Origin of the sequence: Brevundimonas sp. TWP2-3-4b1 (assembly GCF_049897665.1) — a bacterium.
Taxonomy (GTDB): Bacteria; Pseudomonadota; Alphaproteobacteria; order Caulobacterales; family Caulobacteraceae; genus Brevundimonas; species Brevundimonas subvibrioides_B.
On sequence record NZ_JAFCWQ010000030.1, the window covers coordinates 1 to 19,444 of the forward strand.

Here is a 19,444-nt window from a genome sequence, read left to right on the forward strand (position 1 = left end):
CCTGACCGCGCGCCATATCGCGGGCGACGTCGGGGATACGGCCCTCGACCTGCCGCTCCATGCGGTCGTTGCCGCGGCCGTGATCGCCGCCCCGGTTGTCGTTGCCGCCGCCCCGGTTTTCGCCACCGTTGCCGTTGCCGCGTTCCTGCCGGGCGTTGTCGCCCCCGCCATTACCGTTGCCCCGGCCATTGCCGTTGCCGTTCCCGTTTTGCGCCATCGCGGCGCCCGAGATGGCCAGGGTCAGCGCCAGCGCGCTCGTCAGGGTGATTGATCGTTTCATCGTCAGACTCCTCGTCCAGACGATGACAACGTTACCGGATCACGGGTGTTCCGGCGCCCGGCCCCGATGGTCAGTCATCGTCCATCTTCAGGGCGGCGATGAAGGCCTCCTGCGGGATCTCGACCTCGCCGAACTGGCGCATCCGCTCGCAGGAAACGCGATCAGCGTCTATTCGGCCGCGTAGGCCTGGCCGTCCTTGCCGACGTTTGGAGACGGTGCCTTGATCCAGTCTCCGGGCGCCAGAACGGTGCCGGCCGACAGCACCGCGATGCCGATCACCTTGCCGTCTGCGGCATAGTCGAGCACCAGTGGTCCGGCGTCGGCGCCCTCAACGGCACGCGCGTCCGACAGTTTGATGTAAAGCGCGTCGGCTTCGGCATCATAGGTGATTTCAATCGCCATCGGGCGGTCTCGCGTCTCGGTCGGGGTGGGCCGACAGGACGCGAATATGATCGCTTTCCTCGACGCACGCACCGTCTCGCGCGCGATGATCTTGCAGCAGACAGCGGCCCGCTCGCCACCCGGACCTTTCCGCACTATCCTCGGCCCATGACCCGCGACGCTGTCATCGCCGTCCTGCGCGCCAATGAGGCGGCGCTGCGCCTGAAAGGCGTGGCCCACGCGGCGCTGTTCGGATCCCTCTCCCGCGGCGAGGCCGGCCCCGACAGCGACATCGACATCATGGTCGAGCTCGACCCGGCGGCCGAGGTCGGTCTTTGGGACTATGTGGGCATCACCCATTTCATCAGTGATCTGTTCCCCAACAAGGTCGACGTCTCGGAACGCAAGGCGCTCAGGCCCCACGTCCGGCCCAGCGCCGAGCGTGACGCGGTCCATGCCTTCTGAGGCGGATCGACTACCGGCCCTGATCGCCGCCGCTGAGGCCGCGCTCGCGCCATGAAGCACTACCGCACCAAACCGCGCTCAAGCAACGAGGCGCCGCGCGCCGAGCGCTAGCGCCCTCAAACTGCGGTCAATCCTCATCCATCTTCAGCGCGGCGATGAAGGCCTCCTGCGGGATCTCGACCTTGCCGAACTGACGCATGCGCTTCTTGCCGGCCTTCTGCTTCTCGAGCAGCTTCTTCTTGCGGGTCGCGTCGCCGCCATAGCATTTGCTCGTCACGTCCTTGCGCAGCGCCCGCACCGTCTCCCGCGCGATGATCTTGCCGCCGATGGCGGCCTGGATCGGGATGACGAACATATGGGGCGGGATCAGCTCCTTCATCTTCTCGACCATGCCCCGGCCGCGCGTCTCGGCCCTCGCGCGGTGCACCAGCATGGACAGGGCGTCGACCGGCTCGGCATTGACCAGGATGCTCATCTTGACCAGGTCGCCGACCTTGTAGTCGGTGATCTCGTAGTCGAACGAGGCATAGCCCTTCGAGATCGACTTCAGCCGGTCGTAGAAGTCGAACACCACCTCGTTCAGCGGCAGCTCATAGACCACCAGGGCGCGGCTGCCGACGTAGGACAGTTCGACCTGTGAGCCGCGCCGGTCCTGACACAGCTTGATGACGCTGCCGAGGTATTCGTCCGGCGTCAGGATGGTGGCCTTGATCCACGGCTCGGAGATGGTCTCGATCTGCATCACGTCGGGCAGGTCGGCCGGGTTGTGCAGGTCGATCTCGCGCCCGTCGCGCAGGCCGATCTTGTAGACCACCGACGGCGCCGTCGCGATCAGGTCGAGGTTGAACTCACGGCTGAGCCGCTCCTGGATGATCTCCAGATGGAGCAGACCCAGGAAGCCGCAGCGGAAGCCGAAGCCGAGGGCGGCGCTGGATTCCATCTCGAAGGTGAAGGAGGCGTCGTTCAGGCGCAGGCGGCCGATGGCGGCGCGCAGGTCCTCGAAATCCGCGGCGTCGACCGGGAACAGGCCGCAGAAGACCACCGACTGCACGTCCTTGAAGCCTTTCAGGGCCTCGGCGGTCGGCTTCCTTTCATCCGTGATGGTGTCGCCGACGGCGGCGTCGGCGACCTCCTTGATCTGGGCGGTGATGAAGCCGACCTCGCCGGGGCCGAGCTGGTCCACGGGGGTGTTCTTGGGCAGGAAGACGCCGACCCGGTCGATCAGGTGGGTCGAGCCGTTCTGCATCATCTTGACGCGCATCCCGGCCTTCAGCACGCCGTCGAACACGCGCACCAGGACGACGACGCCCAGATAGGGATCGTACCAGGCGTCGACCAGCAGGGCCTTCAGCGGGGCGTCGGGGTCGCCCTTGGGGGCCGGCAGGCGGGTGACGATGGCCTCCAGCACATCCTCGATGCCGATGCCGGACTTGGCGCTGCACAGCACCGCCTCGGAGGCGTCGATGCCGATAACGTCCTCGATCTGCTGGCGCACCCGCTCGGGCTCGGCCGCCGGCAGGTCGATCTTGTTGAGGACGGGAACAATCTCATGATTGTTGTCGATGGCCTGATAGACGTTGGCCAGGGTCTGGGCCTCGACCCCCTGCGACGCATCGACGACCAGCAGCGAACCCTCGCACGCCGCCAGCGACCGGCTGACCTCATAGGCGAAGTCCACATGCCCCGGCGTGTCCATCAGGTTCAGGACATAGTCGAGCCCGTCCTTCGCCGTGTAGTTCAGGCGCACCGTCTGCGCCTTGATCGTGATCCCCCGCTCCTTCTCGATATCCATCGAATCAAGGACTTGCGCCGACATTTCGCGCGCGGTCAGGCCCCCGGTGAATTGAATCAACCGGTCGGACAGGGTGGATTTGCCGTGATCGATGTGGGCGACGACGGAGAAATTGCGGATTCGGTCGATGGGCGGCGTCTTCATTGTGCCGGGCGGTTAGCATGACGGGGCCCACAGCGCCAACGCGGGTCTTGAAGAACGCCTTCAGCAACCGGTTTCGGCCCGGATTACATCGCAGTAATGGCGACGCTTGGCGTTTGAGGACGACGCCTGAACGCGGTATGAGGCCCCTGCTCGCCGGACATGTCATCGCCGGTTGACCTCCCCTGCCGGCACCGTTTCGCCCGCCCAGACAACAGGATCGCTCCGTGGCCCCCACGCCCTCCCGCCTTCTCCGCGCCTCGACACTGGCGCTTGTCCTCGGCCTGGGCCTGACCGTCGCCGCCTGCGGCGGGAGCGGCGAGGCGAAGGGTGAAAAGTCCGGGCCTGTGGCGGCTTCCGGCCCGACCGTCACGGTGGTGTCCGCCGCGGTGACCAGCCAGCCGCGCATCATCACCGCATCCGGCAGCGTCACGGCCTGGGAGGAGGTGCCGGTCGGCGCCGAGACCGGCGGTCTGGTCGCAACCGCCGTCTACGTCGACGAAGGCTCCTATGTCCGCCAGGGCCAGCCCCTCGTCCAGCTCAACGACGCCCTGCTGCGCGCCCAGTTGCGCCAGCAGCAGGCGGGCGTACAGACCGCCGAGGCCAACCTGGCCCGCGACGAGGCCGGCCTGGCCCGTTCGCAGGAACTGAAGGAACGCGGCTTCCTCAGTCAGGCGTCGCTGGATACGGCTCTGGCCAATCAGCGCGCCTCGACCGCAAACCTGGCCTCGGCGCGGGCCTCCCTGTCCGAGACCCAGACCCGGCTTTCACAGGCGACCCTGCGGGCGCCGGTCGCCGGCCTGATCATCAGCCGCAGCGTCACCCGGGGCCAGATCGTCCAGGCCGGGGCCGAGACGTTCCGTATGGTCCGCGATGGCCGGCTGGAGCTCGACGCCCAGGTGCCCGAGACCGAGCTGGCCCTGATCCGCGCGGGTCAGACCGCCACCATCTCTTCCGATCAGGTCGGCCAGACCACTGGCCGCGTTCGTATCGTCACGCCGGAGGTGAACGCTCAGAGCCGCCTGGGAGTCGCGCGCATCGCCCTGGCTGGCGGCGGCTTCCGCCCCGGAATGTTCGCCAGGGCCGAGATCGACGTGGGCGCCCAGCCGACCATCACCGTGCCCACGGCCGCCGTCCTGTACCGCGAGAACCGCTCGGGCGTGTACGTCCTGATGACCAATAACCACGTCCGCTTCCAGCCGGTGACGGTCCTGTCGCGGTCCGAGACGCGCACCTCGGTCACCGGGCTGAACGCCGGGGCCCAGGTCGTGGTCGAGGGCGCCGGCTTCCTCGGCGACGGAGACCGCGTCAACGTCGTGCCTGCAGGGGCGACCGCCGCCACGGCTGTTGCACCCGCAGCGACACCCGCCGCTCCGGCCGCGCGCTAGGGGCTGACCATGAAGAACATCTCCTCCTGGTCGATCAGGAACCCGATCCCGATCATCCTGCTGTTCACGCTGCTGACCATCGCTGGTCTGCTCAGCTTCAACAACATGCGGATCAACAACAATCCGGACATCGACTTCCCGCTGGTGGCGGTCACGGCCGTGCGGCCGGGCGCGGCCCCCAGTGAGATGGAGGTCCAGGTCACCCGGCTGATCGAAGACTCTCTCTCCGGCCTGTCGGGCGTGCGCCACATCAACTCCCAGGTCATGGACGGCGTCTCCTCGACGACGATCGAATTCGAACTGGGCACCGACACGGAGCGCGCCACAAACGACGTGCGCAACGCCATGAGCGGCCTGCGCGCCGACCTGCCCCAGGACATGCAGGAACCCGGTGTTCAGCGCATCGACATCACCGGCGATGCCCTGATCACCTGGGTCGTCCGCTCCTCGACCATGACGCCGGAAGAAATCAGCTGGTTCGTCGATAACAACATCAGCCGCACCCTGCTGGCCATCAAGGGCGTGGGAGAGGTCAACCGTTCAGGCGGCGTGGATCGCGAGATCGCTGTCGAACTGGATCCCGATCGCCTGGCCTCCTATGGCTTGACGGCGGCGGCGGTCAGCCAGGCCCTGACCGGGGTCAACTCCGACCAGCCGGGCGGCCGGGTGACCATCTCGGGCTCGGAACGGTCCATCCGCACCCTGGGCGCCGCGACCTCGATCGAAGGGCTGCGCGAGACCCTGGTCCCGCTGAGCGGCGGCCGCACCGTGCGTCTGGGCGATCTCGGCACGGTGGAGGACCACTGGTCCGAACCGCGGCGTCTGGCCCGCTACAACGGCCAGGAAGCCATCACCTTCAACTTCCTGCGCTCGCGCACCGCCTCCGAGGTCAAGATCGCCGAGAAGGTCCGCGAGGCCGTCGCCAGGATCGACGAAGACAACCCCCAGCTGGAGATCCAGCAGGTCACGGCCAGCGTCGAACAGATCGAGGAAAGCTACATCGCCTCGCTGGAGGCCCTGCTGCTGGGCGCTGTCCTGGCTGTCATCGTCGTCTTCATCTTTCTGCGCGACTGGCGGGCCACCTTCATCACCGCCATGGCCATGCCGTTGTCGCTGATCCCCGCCTTCGCCGTGCTGGGACCGATGGGTCAGTCCCTGAACGTGGTCAGCCTGCTGGCCCTGTCCCTGACCATCGGCATTCTCGTCGATGACGCCATCGTTGAGATCGAGAACATCGTCCGGCACATGCGGGACGGAAAATCGCCCTACAACGCCTCGATGGAGGCCGCAGACGAGATCGGCCTGGCCGTCGTCGCCACCACCGCGACCATCATCGCCGTCTTCGCGCCGGTCGGCTTCATGCCGGGCATCATCGGCCAGTTCTTCAAAGCCTTCGCCCTCGCGGCCTGCGTCTCCGTGGCGTTCTCGCTGGTCGTGGCGCGAACCCTGACGCCGCTGATGGCGGCCTATCTGCTGAAGCACCAGAAGCATGAGGACAGGGACCCGTTCTGGATGGCGGGCTATCTGAAGTCGCTGAGCTGGAGCCTCAGGAACCGCTGGAAGGTCTTCGCCATAGGCACTGCGCTGTTCCTCGCCACGTCCTTGCTGGTCGCGCCTCGCGTGCCGTTCGAGTTCCAGCCCTCGGGCGACGTGGCTCGGGCCGGCTTCTCGGTTGAACTGCCGCCAGGCGCGACCCTGGCCCAGACCGACGCGGTCGTTCAGCGCCTGACCGGCGACCTGCGCGCGCGGGACGAGGTCACATCTGTCTTCGCCGCCATCGGCGGACAGGAGGTCAACCAGGGCAACGTCTATGCCGACCTGCTGCCCAAAGGTGATCGCGACCTGAGCCAGCAAGAGTTCGCCCGCACCATGGTCGACAGCTGGAAGGACATTCCGGGCGCCCGCATCGGCGCAGGCATCGCCAACCAGGGCGGCGGCCCTTCGGACGGCACCAGCTATACCTTCTCGATCCTGTCGGACAGCGGCGAGGCCCTGGTGGCCGCAGCTCGTACCGTCGAGGCCGAGATGCGCACGGTCCCCGGCCTGGCCAACGTCGTCAACACCGCCTCGATCGCGCGGCCCGAGATTCTGGTCACGCCGCGTCCGGACCAAGCCGCCCTGATGGGCGTCTCGACAAGCGCCATCTCCCAGGCCGTCCGCGTCGCCACCATCGGCGACGTCGACCAGAACCTGCCTAAATACAACCTCGGCGACCGTCAGGTGCCGATCCGTCTGCGCCTGACGCGCGACGCCCGCGAGGACCTGTCGGTGATCGAGAACCTGCGCGTCCCGACCGCGAATGGCGGCGCGGTGCCGCTGAGCGCCGTAGCAGACATCCAGTTCGGCGCCGGTCCCTCACAGGTGCTGCGTCAGGATCGGTCGCGCATTGCCTCGATCACGGCCGAACTCGACGGCATCCGTTCGGGTGAAGCCGGCGTGCTGGTCCAGAAACTGCCCTCGGTCCAGAACCTCCCGGACGGCGTCCGTCAGGTCCCGGCCGGCGACCAGGAATTCATCCAGGAGATGATCAGCGGTTTCGCGGTCGCCTTCCTGACCGGGATCCTGCTGATGTACGCCGTCCTGGTGCTGCTGTTCCGCAGCTTCGCCTATCCGATCACCATCATGGCTTCGTTGCCGCTCGCCATCGGCGGGGCTTTCCTGGCCCTGATGATCGGCGGGTCCAGCTTCTCGATCTCGTCCCTGATCGGGGTGCTGATGCTGATGGGGATCGCGGCCAAGAACTCCATCCTGCTGGTCGACTACATCGTCATCGCCGAGCAGGGGGGCATGAAGCGGATCGACGCCATCATGGACGCGGCGCACAAGCGGGCGCGGCCGATCCTGATGACCACCTTCGCCATGGGGGCCGGCATGATCCCGGTCGCCGTGGGCTGGGGCGCCGACGTCGAGTTCCGTCAACCGATGGCCATCGCGGTCGTGGGCGGACTGATCTCCTCGACCTTCCTGTCGTTGCTGTTCATCCCGCCGATCTTCACCATCGTGGACGACATCTCGGGCTGGATCCGGCGTCGGCTGGGCGGGATGTTCGCCGGCCAGCACCACACCCAGGCAGGCGAGACCGCGCCCGCCGAGTAAGCGGGGGCGCGGTCGGGATCCGCCCCGTTCGAACACGGCGTGGAATCGATATTCCGAAGCCTCATCGGTGTTCAGGGATGTCGATCTCCGTCGTCGCCTGCGACAGGGTGAACAGCCGGCGGATCGTCTGTTCCGGAGCGAGGCGGCAGCCCCGAAACGGCAGGGGCCATATCAAGGCCCGGGTCCTCCAGGCCTCGACCGCAATCCGCATCTGTCCGGCCCGCCCCTGATCGGTCGCATCCGGCCTGCGCTTCACGACCTTCAGCCGGTCGTCGATCGATGATGCGAGCCCTCGGCCAGAGGGTCGCCAGCGTGGACGGTCACTTGACCAACCCGATCACAGTCGCGGAGCGCGTCCAGCACCCCATGGCAGGTGCAGGATCGAGCGCAAGAAAAAGCCGGCCGGGGTTGCCCCCGGCCGGCTCGGTTTTTCCGGCTTTCGCCGGGCTCAGTACTTGAGGCGGAGCGTCGCGCCGAAGGTACGCGGGGCCCCCAGGAAGGCGTCGATGGTCTGGGTGTCGCCGGCCGGGTTGTAGAAGGTTCCGTTCGGCTGGACCGTGGTCTGGAAGCCGCTGCCCTGCAGGAAGCCGTTGTAGGCGACCTGGACGTACTCTTCGTCCGTCAGGTTCTGGGCCCAGGCTTCCAGAGTCCAGCGCTCGTCTTCCGAACCGATGGTGATACGGCCGTTCACGGTGCCGAAGCCGTCCTGCATCTTGTAGGGCAGCAGGTCGGAGCCAGTGTTGTACTCGGTCATGTACTTGCCCTGCAGGCTGAAGCCTGCAGTCAGGCCATTGCCGATCGACCGGTTAAAGTTGACGGCGGCGACATAGGACCATTCCGGCGCGAACGACGGTGTGGCGCCTGGCAGCAGCGACAAGCCCGGGAAGTTGGCCGGGTTGGCCAGGTCAGCAGCGGTGAAGCTGGCGTACTCGGCCTTGGTATAGGTGACGCCGCCCGAGAAGCTGAGGCCCTCCACCGGGGTGAACCACAGGAAGTCGGCGTCGACGCCGCGCGAGGTCAGCTCGGGGATCGACTCAACCACGAAGGCGGTGCCGAGGAAGGTGTTGAGCTGGAAGTTCTCAAACGTCTGGTCGAAGTAGGTGGCGTTCAGCAGCATGGAGCGATCGAACAGGGTGGTCTTGATGCCCAGTTCGTAGCTGTTGACGTCTTCCGAAGGGAAGAACAGCGACGCCTGCGGGGTCGGCGGAACCGTTCCCTGCACGCGATCCTGGTTGTAGCCGAAGCTCTTGTAGCCCCGGGCATACGAACCATAGACCAGCACCGAGTCGTTCAGGCGATAGGCCGCCTTGACCGTGCCGCTGAGGGTGCCGTCGTTGGCGCTCTCACGGATGCCGCGGTTGGCGAAGAACGGGTTGGTCCAGGGCAGGCACAGGCGTGCGGTGATGGCGCCGGCGCTGGCCTGACCGGCGGCCGGGTTGCCGCCGCCTACCAGGGTGGCGAGGGTCGTGAAGTTGCCCAGGGCGCCGGCGCAGGTGGCCGAGGACGTGCCGACGTTGGTCTGCAGGCCTTCCAGCGTCTTCTTGTCGTAGGTGTAGCGCAGGCCCAGGGTCACATCGAACTGGTCGGTGACGTGCCAGCTGTTGTTGGTGAAGATGGCCAGCGAGTCTGACTGCTGCTGGTATTCGTCGCGCAGGGCCTGACCGGCGACGGGCGTCGGGCCCGTACCGAACACGGCGCCGCCGGTGCCGAGGCACTGCGTCATCTGGGTCACCGTCTGGCCGGCGCGGGTGAAGCAACCGATCGAGTTGGCGCTGGTCGGAATGCCCAGGCCGGCGAACGGCGCCGTCAGCTGCAACGACAGGACCGGAGCGTAGTCGGCGCCGAGGTAGAAGCTGTCGTGACGGTTGACCTGCTCACGGGTGGCGAACACCCCGACCAGCCAGTCAAGGCTGTCCGTGGCGCCCGCCAGGCGGAATTCCTGGGTGATGTTACGGACGCCGGCGCCGAACTGGCCGTCGTTGACGCGGTAGGCGATGTCGGCGCCGGTGAAGTCGGCGTCCTGGCCATTCTGGACCTTCCAGTCACGGAACGAGGAGATCGAGGTGAAGGTGGCGTTCCACTGATCGATGTCGATGTTGGCTTCCGCCGAGATGCCCTTGTCCTCGATCTGCTGATCGGTGGCGCGGTTGGTGAAGGCGTCACGCGAGAAGGGGAGGAAGCCGAAACCGGCGGCCGGCGGGCGCTGGCCGGTGCCGACCGAGGCGCCGTCGATGAACGGATAGGTCGGGCCGGTGCGGACCTGAACGCCGGTGCAGCAGTATTCGTCACGGGCGGTGTAGTCGGCGATGATGCGGACCGACGACGAGTCGTTCGGCAGAACCAGCAACTGGCCGCGGAGGGTGTAGAAGTCCACGTTCGCGTCGTCGGTCTCGGTGCGGGGACCGTCGCCGGTGTCGACATTGTAGAAGCCGTCGCGCACGCGGCGGGCGGCGTACAGGCGCATGGCGACCTGGTCGTTGATCGGGCCGGTGATCGAACCGGCGGCGCCCAGCGAGCCGTAGTTGCCGGCGGTGAACTCGGCGCTGTAGCCCGGCGTGAAGGACGGGGCTTCGGTAATGATGTTGATGACGCCGGCCGAGGTGTTCTTGCCGAACAGGGTGCCTTGCGGTCCCTTCAGCACTTCGATGCGGCTCAGTTCGCCGATGTCGCCGAAGCCGACGCCGTTGCGCGAGCGATAGACGCCGTCGATCACCACGCCGACCGAGCTTTCCAGGCCGGGGTTGTCGCCGACCGTGCCGACGCCGCGGATACGGGCGGTGGTCGAGGCTTCCGACGTCGTCGAGGTGACGGTCAGACCGGGGGTCAGGATCTGCAGATCCTTGATGTCCTTGACGCCGGCGTCTTCGAGCGCCTCGGCCGACAGGGAGGTGACCACGATCGGCACGTCCTGCAGGCTCTGCTCACGCTTCTGGGCGGTGACGATGATGTCGTCGACCGATGAGGCCTGGCCGTCCTGGGCCGAGGCGACCCCGGCGAAGCCGAAGGCCACGGCGCCGACGACGGCGGCGGATGCCGTGCAACGAAGAATTTGACTAAGACGCATGGATGGCTCCCGGCTCATGGCCCGACGCCTCCTCTCGGAGCGCATCGCGGCGTTTCCTGATTCCCAACCCGCGCTCTTCTTACGGAGCGTCGGATTCTCGTGGGTTTTTCGTAGTGCAAGCCGCACAGTGCGACAAGGAGAACGCAGGGCTCACGCTATATTTCAGCCTTGGGATAGCGCCCTGTGTGACGCGAAAGCGACAGAACGTGATGACCTTAGGTCAATATTCGCGCCTCAAGATTCAGTAATCGGCTTGGAGGAAGCCCTGGAGGCTCGCTTCCGGTTCGACGCGATCGATAGAACGATGCCGCCCAGAGTCGCCGAAAGCACCGATCCCAGGATCACGCCCAGCTTGACTTCGACCTGTTCCGGCGAGTCCACCGCTCCGGGAAAGGCCAGGGCGCCGATGAACAGGCTCATGGTGAAGCCGACGCCGCAAAGAAGAGAAACGCCGTAGATTTGAAGCCAACTGGCGCCACTGGGGCGGGCTCCGAGCTTCAGGACCGAAACCAGCCAGGCGGCGCCCATGACGCCGATCTGCTTGCCGATGAACAGGCCGGCGGCGACGCCGAGAACCAGAGGCGCGAACATCTGGTCGATCGACAGGCCCGCGAACGACACCCCGGCCTTGGCGAAGGCGAACAGCGGCAGAACCAGATAGGCGACATAAGGATGCAGGTCGTGCATCGCTTCCTTGAGGGGACTCTGCCTGTCGTCGGTTCGCGGGGACACCGGCACGATGGCGGCGAAGGCGACGGCGGCGAGTGAGGTGCTCAGCCCCGCCTTGACGCTCAGCCACCAGACCAGGGCGAAGCCGAGCCCCCAGAACGGCGCAGAAATCCGGCGCAACGACATCACCGAACCGACGAGCAGCAGCGCGCTGGCCGCGCCCACCAGCATCCAGTCCACGCCGGTGCTGAACAGAACGGCAATCAGTGCGATCGCGCCGAGGTCGTCGACGATGGCCAGGGTCAACAGGAAAACCCTCAACGACGACGGCAGTCCCTTGCCCACCAGAGCAAAGACGGCGAGTGCGAAGGCGATGTCGGTGGCCAATGGAATGGGCCAGCCCGCGTGCGGCCCCCCGAGGACGCCGGAAACGAGCAGATACAGGCCTGCGGGCGCCAGCATCCCCCCCAGGGCGGCGACGATGGGGGTCACCAGCTTCTTCGGGTCGCTCAGCTCGCCTTGAAGGATCTCGTATTTTATCTCGAGCCCGACCACCAGGAAGAAGACGGCCATCAGGCCCTCCTTGATCCACTCCGAGACGGACAGTTCAAGTTGCAGCGGCCCCGCCTGGAACAGATGCTCGCTCTTGAGCCAGTAGAAATAGGCCTCGGACAGAGGGGAGTTGGCGACGACCAGGGCGGCAATGGCCGCCAGCCCCAGCACAGCGCCCGAGGCGGCCTCGGTCTTGAGGAAATCGAGTGTCAGTTTGCGCGCCACGGCGGCCTCCAGATCTGGAAGGGTGTGTTCCGTGGCGTCCGGTTATCGACGAACGCCGGACCGGGTTCGTCATCCGGAGACGACGCCAGCCTGGCCGTGCAGGCCTGATCTCTGATGACAGAATACAGTCAAGCCTCGTGAGTTCAATCCGATCTCGCCGCCAGAGGGCGATTGTCGTCCTGGGCAGACTTTGCAGCGATCGCTCCGAGCCGCATTGACCATATTCGGCTGGTTGGGGCCCCGGCGCCGTCACGGCGATCTCGAACCGCAAACCTTTCGAGGCCGGAACTACGAACATCGACAACGCCGTCCGCCATTGCAGCCGAGACGGCGGACGTCCATTTGCGGCCCATGCCCGCTGGTCCCGCCTATCGTCCTGAACCCCGCTTCTTCGATCTGGGCGAGGCCTATTCAGACGCCGTTGGGCCCGCCGACTTTCCCGAGACGATCCTGCGCGTCCGCAACGACCTTGCTGCAGCGACCGTGGGGCTCGATAGTCTGACCGACGCCGAATGGATCGCCCATTTCGGTCGCTTCCAGCCCCTGCCCGGTCAGCCCGGCCCGGTCGCCATGCGCTATCACGGGCACCAGTTCCGCACCTACAACCCCGACCTCGGCGACGGGCGCGGCTTCCTGGCGGCGCAGATGCGAGAAACACTCCGCGCTCAAGCAGCGAGCGACCGCGTCGCGAGCGATAGCGCGCTTCCAGGTCGTCTTCTCGACCTGGGAACAAAAGGCTCCGGCACAACACCCTGGTCCCGCTCCGGCGACGGCCGGCTGACGCTGAAGGGCGGCGTCCGCGAGGTGCTGGCCGCCGCCATGCTGGAGGCTCAAGGCGTTCCGACCAGTCGCGCCCTGTCGCTGATCGAGACGGGTGAACATCTGGAACGCGGCGACGAACCCTCCCCCACCCGCTCGGCCGTGCTCGTCCGTCTTCAACATAGCCACGTCCGCTTCGGAACCTTCCAGCGCGCCGCCTTCTTCGGCCGCGCCGACCAGATCGAGACCCTGGTCGAGCATGTCCGCGCCCTCTATCACCCCGCCGTCGCCCCCGGAGACGCGCCCGGCCTGCTCGCCGCCATCGTCGCCGCATCGGCCCGGTTGACGGCCCGCTGGATCGCCGCCGGCTTCGTCCACGGCGTCCTAAACACCGATAATCTTAACGTCACGGGCGAGAGCTTCGACTACGGCCCGTGGCGGTTCCTGCCGTCCTACGAGCCCGGCTTCACAGCCGCCTATTTCGACAGCCAGGGCCTATACGCCTTCGCGCGCCAGCCGGAGGCGGTGTTCTGGAACCTGACCCAGCTGGCCGGCTGTCTGAAACTGGTCGCCGACGCCGAGCCCCAGGTTCTGGCATTGACCGAGGCCCTGAACGGCTTCGGTCCGGCCTATATCCGCGAGCTGCGCGCCGCCTTCCTGGACCGGCTCGGCGTGAAGAGCCTTGGCGAGGCCGCCGATCAGCGCCTGCTCGATACGACCCTGGCCCTGCTGCGCGAAAAGGGGGAGGCGATCCGTTGGGAGCCCCTGTTCCACGACTGGTTCGCCGGCTTCTCCTCCTCCGCCCGCGCCCTCGCCGGTCCGCGCGCGAGCGAATGGCAGGGCGAGGCCTTCGACGCCTTCCGCTTCGCCCTGTTCGAGCACGAGCCCGACCGGCCCGAGCGGCTGGAGGACTCCATCTTCGCCAACCCCGATCCTGAGGAGATGCTGATCGACGAGGTCGAAACGCTGTGGTCCGCGATCGACACCGCCGACGACTGGTCGCCCCTGCACGACAAACTGGCCCGGCTGGAAGCAACCCGCACGGCCCGCGCCTGAAATCTTACAAAAGCTTCATATCGTTTATCGAGAATATTCTTGATCGATAATCAATAAACCCATATCGACTATCGACATGGCCGCACCTATCGCGGCGTGGAGGTCGTCAAGTGAAGCTCATCGGTCGTCGTTCCGTCGCCAGCGTCCTGCGCTGGGTCCTGGGGTTCGTGAACATACTCGTGGCCTTCGCCGTGATCGCCACGGGCCTGATGCTTGCGGCGTCTCTGGTAATGCCGGACTTCGGCGCCGGCTTCATCGATGGCCTCGCGGACAACGAGGCCGGCTGGCGCTCCTTGATGCTGAATGAGCGCGCCACCTTCCTCGCCGCCTTTGTCGCCACCCTGAGCACCTGGTGGGTCCTCAACCGCCTGCGCCGGATGTTCCTCGCCGTGAACCAGGGCGACGCCTTCGAACGCGCCAATGTCGGACGCCTGCAGGGGGTCGGCTTCGGCCTGATCGGGGTGCAGATCAGCGCCTTCATCCTGGCCTGGACTGTGCCGGAGGGGGTCATCGACAACCTCGACTATTCGGTCGATCTCGGCTCCTGGCTGGGCATCCTGATCGTCTTCATGCTGGCCGAGGTGTTCCGGCAAGGGTCGGCGATGCGCGACGAAGCGCAGATGACGGTCTGAGGTGCTCCATGGCCATTATTGTGCAACTGGATCAGATGCTCGTCGAACGCCGCATGTCGCTGACGGAACTCAGCGACCGGGTCGGGGTCACGATCGCCAACCTTTCCATCCTGAAGACCGGCAAGGCGCGCGCCATCCGCTTCTCCACCCTGGACGCCCTGTGCCGCGAACTGGGCTGTCAGCCGGGCCAGTTGCTGGCCAGCACGCCGGGCCCGCAGCCGCCCGCGGAGGGTGGTGAAGAGTGACCAGGATCGCTCTGGCCCTTCGCGCCGGGACGACGCGGTTCAGCGGCCTCAGAACCCCGTCATAGCGGCATTTCGGCCACGCGAAACATTAAGTCATCACCTGATGTCATCAATTGATGTCTACGGCTGATGACTTTTTGGTCAGCTCTGCCATATCTGTCCTCAAGGCGGCGGCCCTCCGGGATTACCGACTTGTATGAATACCGCCACGCTACGGCCCCGTAGCTACGGCACAGCTTCTTCATCACCTTCGGTTACGGTGTGGCTTGCGACCTCTTGCGGAAGCCGATGTTCGATCTGATCTAGCCACTGTTACCAATTCACCCGTCCTCCCCGACGAAATCGAAAACGCCATGTCCACGACCTTCACCCCCTGCCCCACGACCGGCCGCGCCCCCGTCTCCGCCGCCCGCGCCCGCGCGGTCGCCGGATACCGCAATCTCTCGCTCTGGACCCTCCAGGGATGGACGGCGATGTTCTTCTTCGCGGCCGGCTACGCCAAGCTGACCGAGCCGCTCGACAATCTGGTCGCCTTGATGAACTGGCCGGCGCTGGTCAGCGAAAACCTGGTGCGCGGCGTGGGCATCGTCGAGATCGTCCTGGCGCTCGGCATGCTGGCTCCGCTGGTGTCTTGGAAGCTCGGCCGCTGGCCCTTGCTGATCTCGGCCGCCGGCCTGACCGCACTGGAAGTCGTCATGCTGTCAGTTCACGCCGCCGGTCTGGATATCGGCCTGGCCCTGACCAACGTGGCGCTGCTTGCGATCACGATCCCGGTGCTGCTGGGTCGCCGCTGACTCCCACACGCCGACAGCGTTCGGAACAGAATTTCACCTGCTCCCAGTCGCGGGCCCATTTGGCTCTCCACGCAAAAGGCTTGCCGCAGGAGACGCACGTCTTCTGCGGCAAATCGCGCTTGTCGGGCGCAACGCCCCTGTTGACGTGTTCGCGGGCCATGGCCCTTAAAAGCTTCCCTTTACGTGCGCGTCAAGTTTGGGTTATGTCGGCGTATGGCGACCGCCGACGATCATCGCACATATTCGATCCGCCAGCTCTGCCGGGAGTTCGGGGCGACCGCGCGCGCGCTGCGCTTCTATGAGGACAAGGGCCTGCTGACCCCGGCCCGCAAGGGCCAGACCCGGGTCTATGACGCCCGCGACCGCGCCCGCCTGAAGCTGATCCTGCGCGGCCGTCGCATCGGCTTCACCCTGACCGAGATCCAGGAAATGCTGGATCTGTACGACCGCAACGACGGCAACACCCATCAGATGGCCATCGCCCTCGCCCGCCACCGCGCGCAGATCGAGGCCCTGAAGCAGCAACGCGATGACCTCGACGCCGCCATTGAGATGGCCGAGGCAGCTTGCGCGGCGATGGAATCCCGCCTGTCCGAACAGCGCCCCGACCTTCTGCCCGGCGCCGAGGAATACGCCTCGGTGCTGCGCCAGCACCTCGACCAACACGCCCATCATCCGTTCAAGCTGAGAGCCTGACCCCATGGCCTACAAGGCGCCTGTCCGCGACCTGACCTTCGTCCTCAACGAGGTTCTGGAAATCGACCGCTACTCGAACTCGCCCGGCTTCAAGGATGTCTCCTCCGATCTGGTCCAGCAGATTCTCGAGGAGGGCGCGAAATTCGCCGAGGAGGTCATCGCCCCCATCAACCGGATCGGCGATCAGCAAGGCTGCAAATGGGTCGACGGCAAGGTCACCGGCCCGGCCGGCTGGAAGGAAGCCTATCACGCGATGGTCGAGGCCGGCTGGCCCGCCCTGTCGGCCCTACCCGAGCATGGCGGCCAGGGCATGCCCTCGGTCGTGGCCATGGCGTTCGGCCAGTTCACGGCCGCGGCATCGGCCGCCTTCTCGATGTATCCGGGCCTGACGGCGGGCGCCTACTGGGGGCTGAACGCCAACGGTTCGCCTGAGCAGAAAGCGATGTATCTGCCGAAGATGGCGTCCGGCGAATGGGGCGGCACCATGAACCTGACCGAGCCCCAGTGCGGCACGGACCTGGGCCTGATCCGCACGAAAGCCATCCCGAACGGCGACGGCAGCTTCAACATCACCGGCCAGAAGATCTGGATCAGCTCGGGCGAGCACGACTTCACCGACAACATCATCCATCTGGTGCTGGCCCGCATCGAGGGCGCGCCGGAGGGAATCAAGGGCATCAGCCTGTTCGTCGTGCCCAAGGTCTTCGTCAATGAGGACGGCTCGCTGGGCGAGCGCAACGTCGGCGCCGCCTGCGCCGGCCTCGAGCACAAGATGGGCATCCACGGAAACGCCACCTGCGTCATGGCCTATGAGAACGCGAAGGGCTGGCTCGTCGGGACCGAGAACAAGGGCATGGCCGCCATGTTCGTGATGATGAACGAGGCCCGCCTCGGCACGGGCCTGCAGGGCCTGTCGATCGCCACCGCCGCCTACCAGGCCGCCGTCGAATTCGCCCATGACCGCCTGCAGGGTCGCAGCCTGACCGGACCGAAGAGCCCCGAGCTGCCGGCCGACTCCATCATGGTCCACCCGGACGTGCGCCGCATGCTTCTGGAGGCCAAGGCCTTCGTTGAAGGCGGCCAGGCCTTCACCCTGTGGACCGCGCTCCAGGCCGATCTTCAGCATTCGGACGATGCCGCCGAGGCGCAGAAGGCCCATGACTACATGGGTCTGATCACCCCGGTTCTGAAAGCCTATCTGACCGACAAAGGCTTCCACGTCGCCTCGCTGGCCATGCAGGTGCACGGTGGTTCGGGGTACACGGAGCATTTCGCGGCGTCACAGCATCTGCGCGATGCACGCATCACCATGATCTATGAGGGCGCCAACGGCATCCAGGCGCTGGATCTGGTGGGGCGCAAACTTCCCGCCAACGGCGGCCGGGCGATCATGAGCTGGTTCGCCGACATCGACGCCTTCGTGGCCGAGAATGGCGCCGAGGGCCCGATCAAACCCTTCGTCGATGGCCTCGCCGACGCCAAGAAGAAGCTGCAGGACGGCACCATGTGGTTGATGCAGAACGGCATGCAGAACCCGGACAACGCCGCCGCCGCCTCGACAGACTATCTGCACATCTTCGGCCTGACGGCGCTCGCCTATCTGTGGGCCCAGATGGCGGTGGCCGCCCAGAAACAGGTGGACGCCGGATCGACCGACCCCTTCTATGTCACCAAGCTGCAGACGGGCCGTTACTTCGTCGAGCGGATCCTGCCGGACGCACACGCCCACCTGGCCAAGCTCAAGACGGGTTCCGACGTCCTCATGGCCATGCCCGCCGAGGCGTTCTGAGGACGCACCCCCCTCTCCCTCCCCCTCGGGGGAGGGAGGTCGGCGCGTAGCGACGACCGGGTGGGGTGGGCCGGGCGATCCACACGCCGGTGTCCACTTCGCCTTGACGCCCCCACCCGGCCGCTGCGCGGCCACCCTCCCCCACAGGGGGAGGGAGATGATCGAGTGAGACCATGAACGTCCTCAACGTCCCCGAACCCGATTTCATGCAGGACGAGGAGATCACCCTCTTCTCCGACAGCGTCGGCAAATGGATCGACGAGCACGCCGCGCCCGAGGCGGTCCAGTCGTGGATCGCCAACTCCAGCGTCCCGCGGCAGCTGTGGAACGACGCCGGCGAGGCGGGCCTGCTGGGCCTGTCGATGCCCGAGGAAGATGGCGGCATGGGCGGCGACTATCGCCACGAGGTCGTGCTGATGCGTCAGCTGGGCTGGAAGGGCTCCGACCACTTCGGCATCTCGCTGCACAACGCGATCGTCATGCCCTATATCTGGCACTACGGCACCGAGGAGCAGAAGACGCGCTGGCTGCCGCGTCTGGCCACCGGCGAACTGGTCGGCGCCATCGCCATGACCGAGCCGGGCGCCGGCTCAGACCTGCAAGGCATCAAGACCACCGCCATCAAGTCCGGCAACGGCTATGTGGTGAACGGCTCCAAGACCTTCATCACCAACGGCCAGCTGGCCAACTTCATCATCGTCGTCGCCAAGACCGACCCGACCCAGGGCTCCAAAGGCACCTCCCTGATCGTGGTCGAGACTGACGGCGCGGGCGGCTTCGAGCGCGGCCGCAACCTCCACAAGATCGGCATGGAGGGCAATGACACCTCCGAGCTCTTCTTCAACGACGTCCAGGTCCCCGGCGACAACATCATCGGCGGCGAGGAAGGCCGGGGCTTCATCCAGCTGATGCAGCAGCTCCCCCAGGAGCGGTTGAACATCGCTGTTCAGGGTCTGGCCGCCTGCGAGCGGGGCCTGCACGAGACGCTGGAGTATGTGAAGGGCCGCAAGGCCTTCGGCAAGGCGATCCTGGAGTTCCAGAACACCCAGTTCAAACTGGCCGAGGTCAAGACCAAGCTGACCGTCGCCAAGGTCTTCGTCGACCACTGCATCGGCCTGCACCTGAAGGGCCAGCTCGACGCCGTGACCGCCTCCATGGCCAAATACTGGGTCACCGACATCCAGGGCGAGACCCTCGACGAGATGCTCCAGCTGCACGGCGGCTACGGCTATATGAACGAATACCCCATCGCCCAGCTCTACAAGGACGCCCGCGTCCAGCGCATCTACGGCGGCACCAACGAGATCATGAAGGTTTTAATCGCGCGGAGTTTGTAGTTCTAGCGATCACGCGTTAAAATAGAATTCCGGTCATCCCGCGAAAGCGGGGATGACAAGCTCGCCTCGCCTGTCGCCAAGGA

General features: G+C 66.1%; 17 protein-coding genes and 1 pseudogene. 10 read left to right on the plus strand and 8 right to left on the minus strand.

Going from position 1 to position 19,444, the window contains the following annotated elements; all coding sequences use genetic code 11:
• From ACP7A5_RS16305 to ACP7A5_RS16315, 3 genes and pseudogenes are all read right to left on the minus strand, one after another.
• On the minus strand, positions 1–280 hold a 280-nt coding region (locus ACP7A5_RS16305; protein ID WP_426042893.1), incomplete at its 3' end, for a hypothetical protein.
• 70 nt (positions 281–350) lie between these two features.
• Positions 351–428 (minus strand): annotated as a pseudogene (locus tag ACP7A5_RS16310) (hypothetical protein); the annotation flags it as partial.
• A 20-nt stretch (positions 429–448) separates the two neighbouring features.
• Positions 449–682 carry a DUF2283 domain-containing protein gene (locus ACP7A5_RS16315; protein ID WP_426042894.1) on the minus strand — a complete coding sequence of 78 codons (234 nt, stop codon included), beginning with the start codon at positions 680–682 and terminating at the stop codon, positions 449–451.
• Between the two features lie 147 nt (positions 683–829).
• Between ACP7A5_RS16315 and ACP7A5_RS16320 the strand changes: the two genes are divergently transcribed.
• Complete coding sequence (locus ACP7A5_RS16320) at positions 830–1,126, plus strand: nucleotidyltransferase family protein (protein ID WP_426042895.1); 297 nt, start codon at positions 830–832, stop codon at positions 1,124–1,126.
• A gap of 127 nt (positions 1,127–1,253) precedes the next feature.
• Here the strand turns inward: ACP7A5_RS16320 and lepA are convergent, their stop codons facing one another.
• The gene (gene lepA / locus ACP7A5_RS16325) at positions 1,254–3,062 is read right to left on the minus strand and encodes a translation elongation factor 4 (RefSeq protein ID WP_426042896.1); all 1,809 of its coding nucleotides are present in this window, start codon (positions 3,060–3,062) and stop codon (positions 1,254–1,256) included.
• Positions 3,063–3,286: 224 nt separating this feature from the next.
• On the opposite strand from lepA, the gene ACP7A5_RS16330 reads away from it, so the two are divergent.
• Together ACP7A5_RS16330 and ACP7A5_RS16335 are read left to right on the plus strand one after the other, a co-directional pair.
• Positions 3,287–4,447, plus strand: coding sequence for an efflux RND transporter periplasmic adaptor subunit (locus ACP7A5_RS16330; protein WP_426042897.1), 1,161 nt, complete (start codon positions 3,287–3,289; stop codon positions 4,445–4,447).
• A 9-nt stretch (positions 4,448–4,456) separates the two neighbouring features.
• The gene (locus ACP7A5_RS16335) at positions 4,457–7,543 is read left to right on the plus strand and encodes an efflux RND transporter permease subunit (RefSeq protein WP_426042898.1); all 3,087 of its coding nucleotides are present in this window, start codon (positions 4,457–4,459) and stop codon (positions 7,541–7,543) included.
• Positions 7,544–7,604: 61 nt separating this feature from the next.
• Here ACP7A5_RS16335 and ACP7A5_RS16340 read toward each other — a convergent pair whose 3' ends face one another.
• The 3 genes from ACP7A5_RS16340 to nhaA form a co-directional block, all read right to left on the minus strand.
• Complete coding sequence (locus ACP7A5_RS16340) at positions 7,605–7,799, minus strand: hypothetical protein (protein ID WP_426042899.1); 195 nt, start codon at positions 7,797–7,799, stop codon at positions 7,605–7,607.
• Positions 7,800–7,991: 192 nt separating this feature from the next.
• Positions 7,992–10,607 (minus strand): TonB-dependent receptor, encoded by a 2,616-nt coding sequence (locus ACP7A5_RS16345; protein WP_426042900.1) that lies wholly within the window; start codon positions 10,605–10,607, stop codon positions 7,992–7,994.
• A gap of 234 nt (positions 10,608–10,841) precedes the next feature.
• On the minus strand, positions 10,842–12,053 hold the full coding sequence (nhaA, locus tag ACP7A5_RS16350; RefSeq protein ID WP_426042901.1) for a Na+/H+ antiporter NhaA: 1,212 nt from the start codon (positions 12,051–12,053) through the stop codon (positions 10,842–10,844).
• Positions 12,054–12,404: 351 nt separating this feature from the next.
• Here nhaA and ACP7A5_RS16355 point away from each other — a divergent pair, with 351 nt between their 5' ends.
• From ACP7A5_RS16355 to ACP7A5_RS16370, 4 genes are all read left to right on the plus strand, one after another.
• On the plus strand, positions 12,405–13,868 hold the full coding sequence (locus tag ACP7A5_RS16355) for a protein adenylyltransferase SelO family protein (protein WP_426042902.1): 1,464 nt from the start codon (positions 12,405–12,407) through the stop codon (positions 13,866–13,868).
• 110 nt (positions 13,869–13,978) lie between these two features.
• A complete protein-coding gene (locus tag ACP7A5_RS16360; RefSeq protein WP_426042903.1) occupies positions 13,979–14,500 on the plus strand; it encodes a DUF2975 domain-containing protein in 522 nt (173 codons plus the stop codon).
• A gap of 8 nt (positions 14,501–14,508) precedes the next feature.
• A complete protein-coding gene (locus ACP7A5_RS16365) occupies positions 14,509–14,745 on the plus strand; it encodes a helix-turn-helix domain-containing protein (protein ID WP_426042904.1) in 237 nt (78 codons plus the stop codon).
• Positions 14,746–15,098: 353 nt separating this feature from the next.
• On the plus strand, positions 15,099–15,539 hold the full coding sequence (locus ACP7A5_RS16370; RefSeq protein ID WP_426042905.1) for a DoxX family protein: 441 nt from the start codon (positions 15,099–15,101) through the stop codon (positions 15,537–15,539).
• On the opposite strand, the gene ACP7A5_RS16375 is transcribed toward ACP7A5_RS16370, so the two are convergent.
• Complete coding sequence (locus ACP7A5_RS16375) at positions 15,508–15,699, minus strand: DUF2256 domain-containing protein (RefSeq protein ID WP_426042906.1); 192 nt, start codon at positions 15,697–15,699, stop codon at positions 15,508–15,510. The genes ACP7A5_RS16370 and ACP7A5_RS16375 overlap by 32 nt on opposite strands.
• A 53-nt stretch (positions 15,700–15,752) precedes the next feature.
• Between ACP7A5_RS16375 and ACP7A5_RS16380 the strand changes: the two genes are divergently transcribed.
• From ACP7A5_RS16380 to ACP7A5_RS16390, 3 genes are all read left to right on the plus strand, one after another.
• Positions 15,753–16,235 carry a MerR family transcriptional regulator gene (locus tag ACP7A5_RS16380; RefSeq protein WP_303696758.1) on the plus strand — a complete coding sequence of 161 codons (483 nt, stop codon included), beginning with the start codon at positions 15,753–15,755 and terminating at the stop codon, positions 16,233–16,235.
• Between the two features lie 4 nt (positions 16,236–16,239).
• Positions 16,240–18,024 carry an acyl-CoA dehydrogenase C-terminal domain-containing protein gene (locus ACP7A5_RS16385; RefSeq protein ID WP_426042907.1) on the plus strand — a complete coding sequence of 595 codons (1,785 nt, stop codon included), beginning with the start codon at positions 16,240–16,242 and terminating at the stop codon, positions 18,022–18,024.
• Between the two features lie 173 nt (positions 18,025–18,197).
• Entirely contained in the window at positions 18,198–19,361 is a 1,164-nt protein-coding gene (locus ACP7A5_RS16390) for an acyl-CoA dehydrogenase family protein (RefSeq protein ID WP_426042908.1), read from the plus strand.
• Positions 19,362–19,444: the final 83 nt, after the last annotated feature.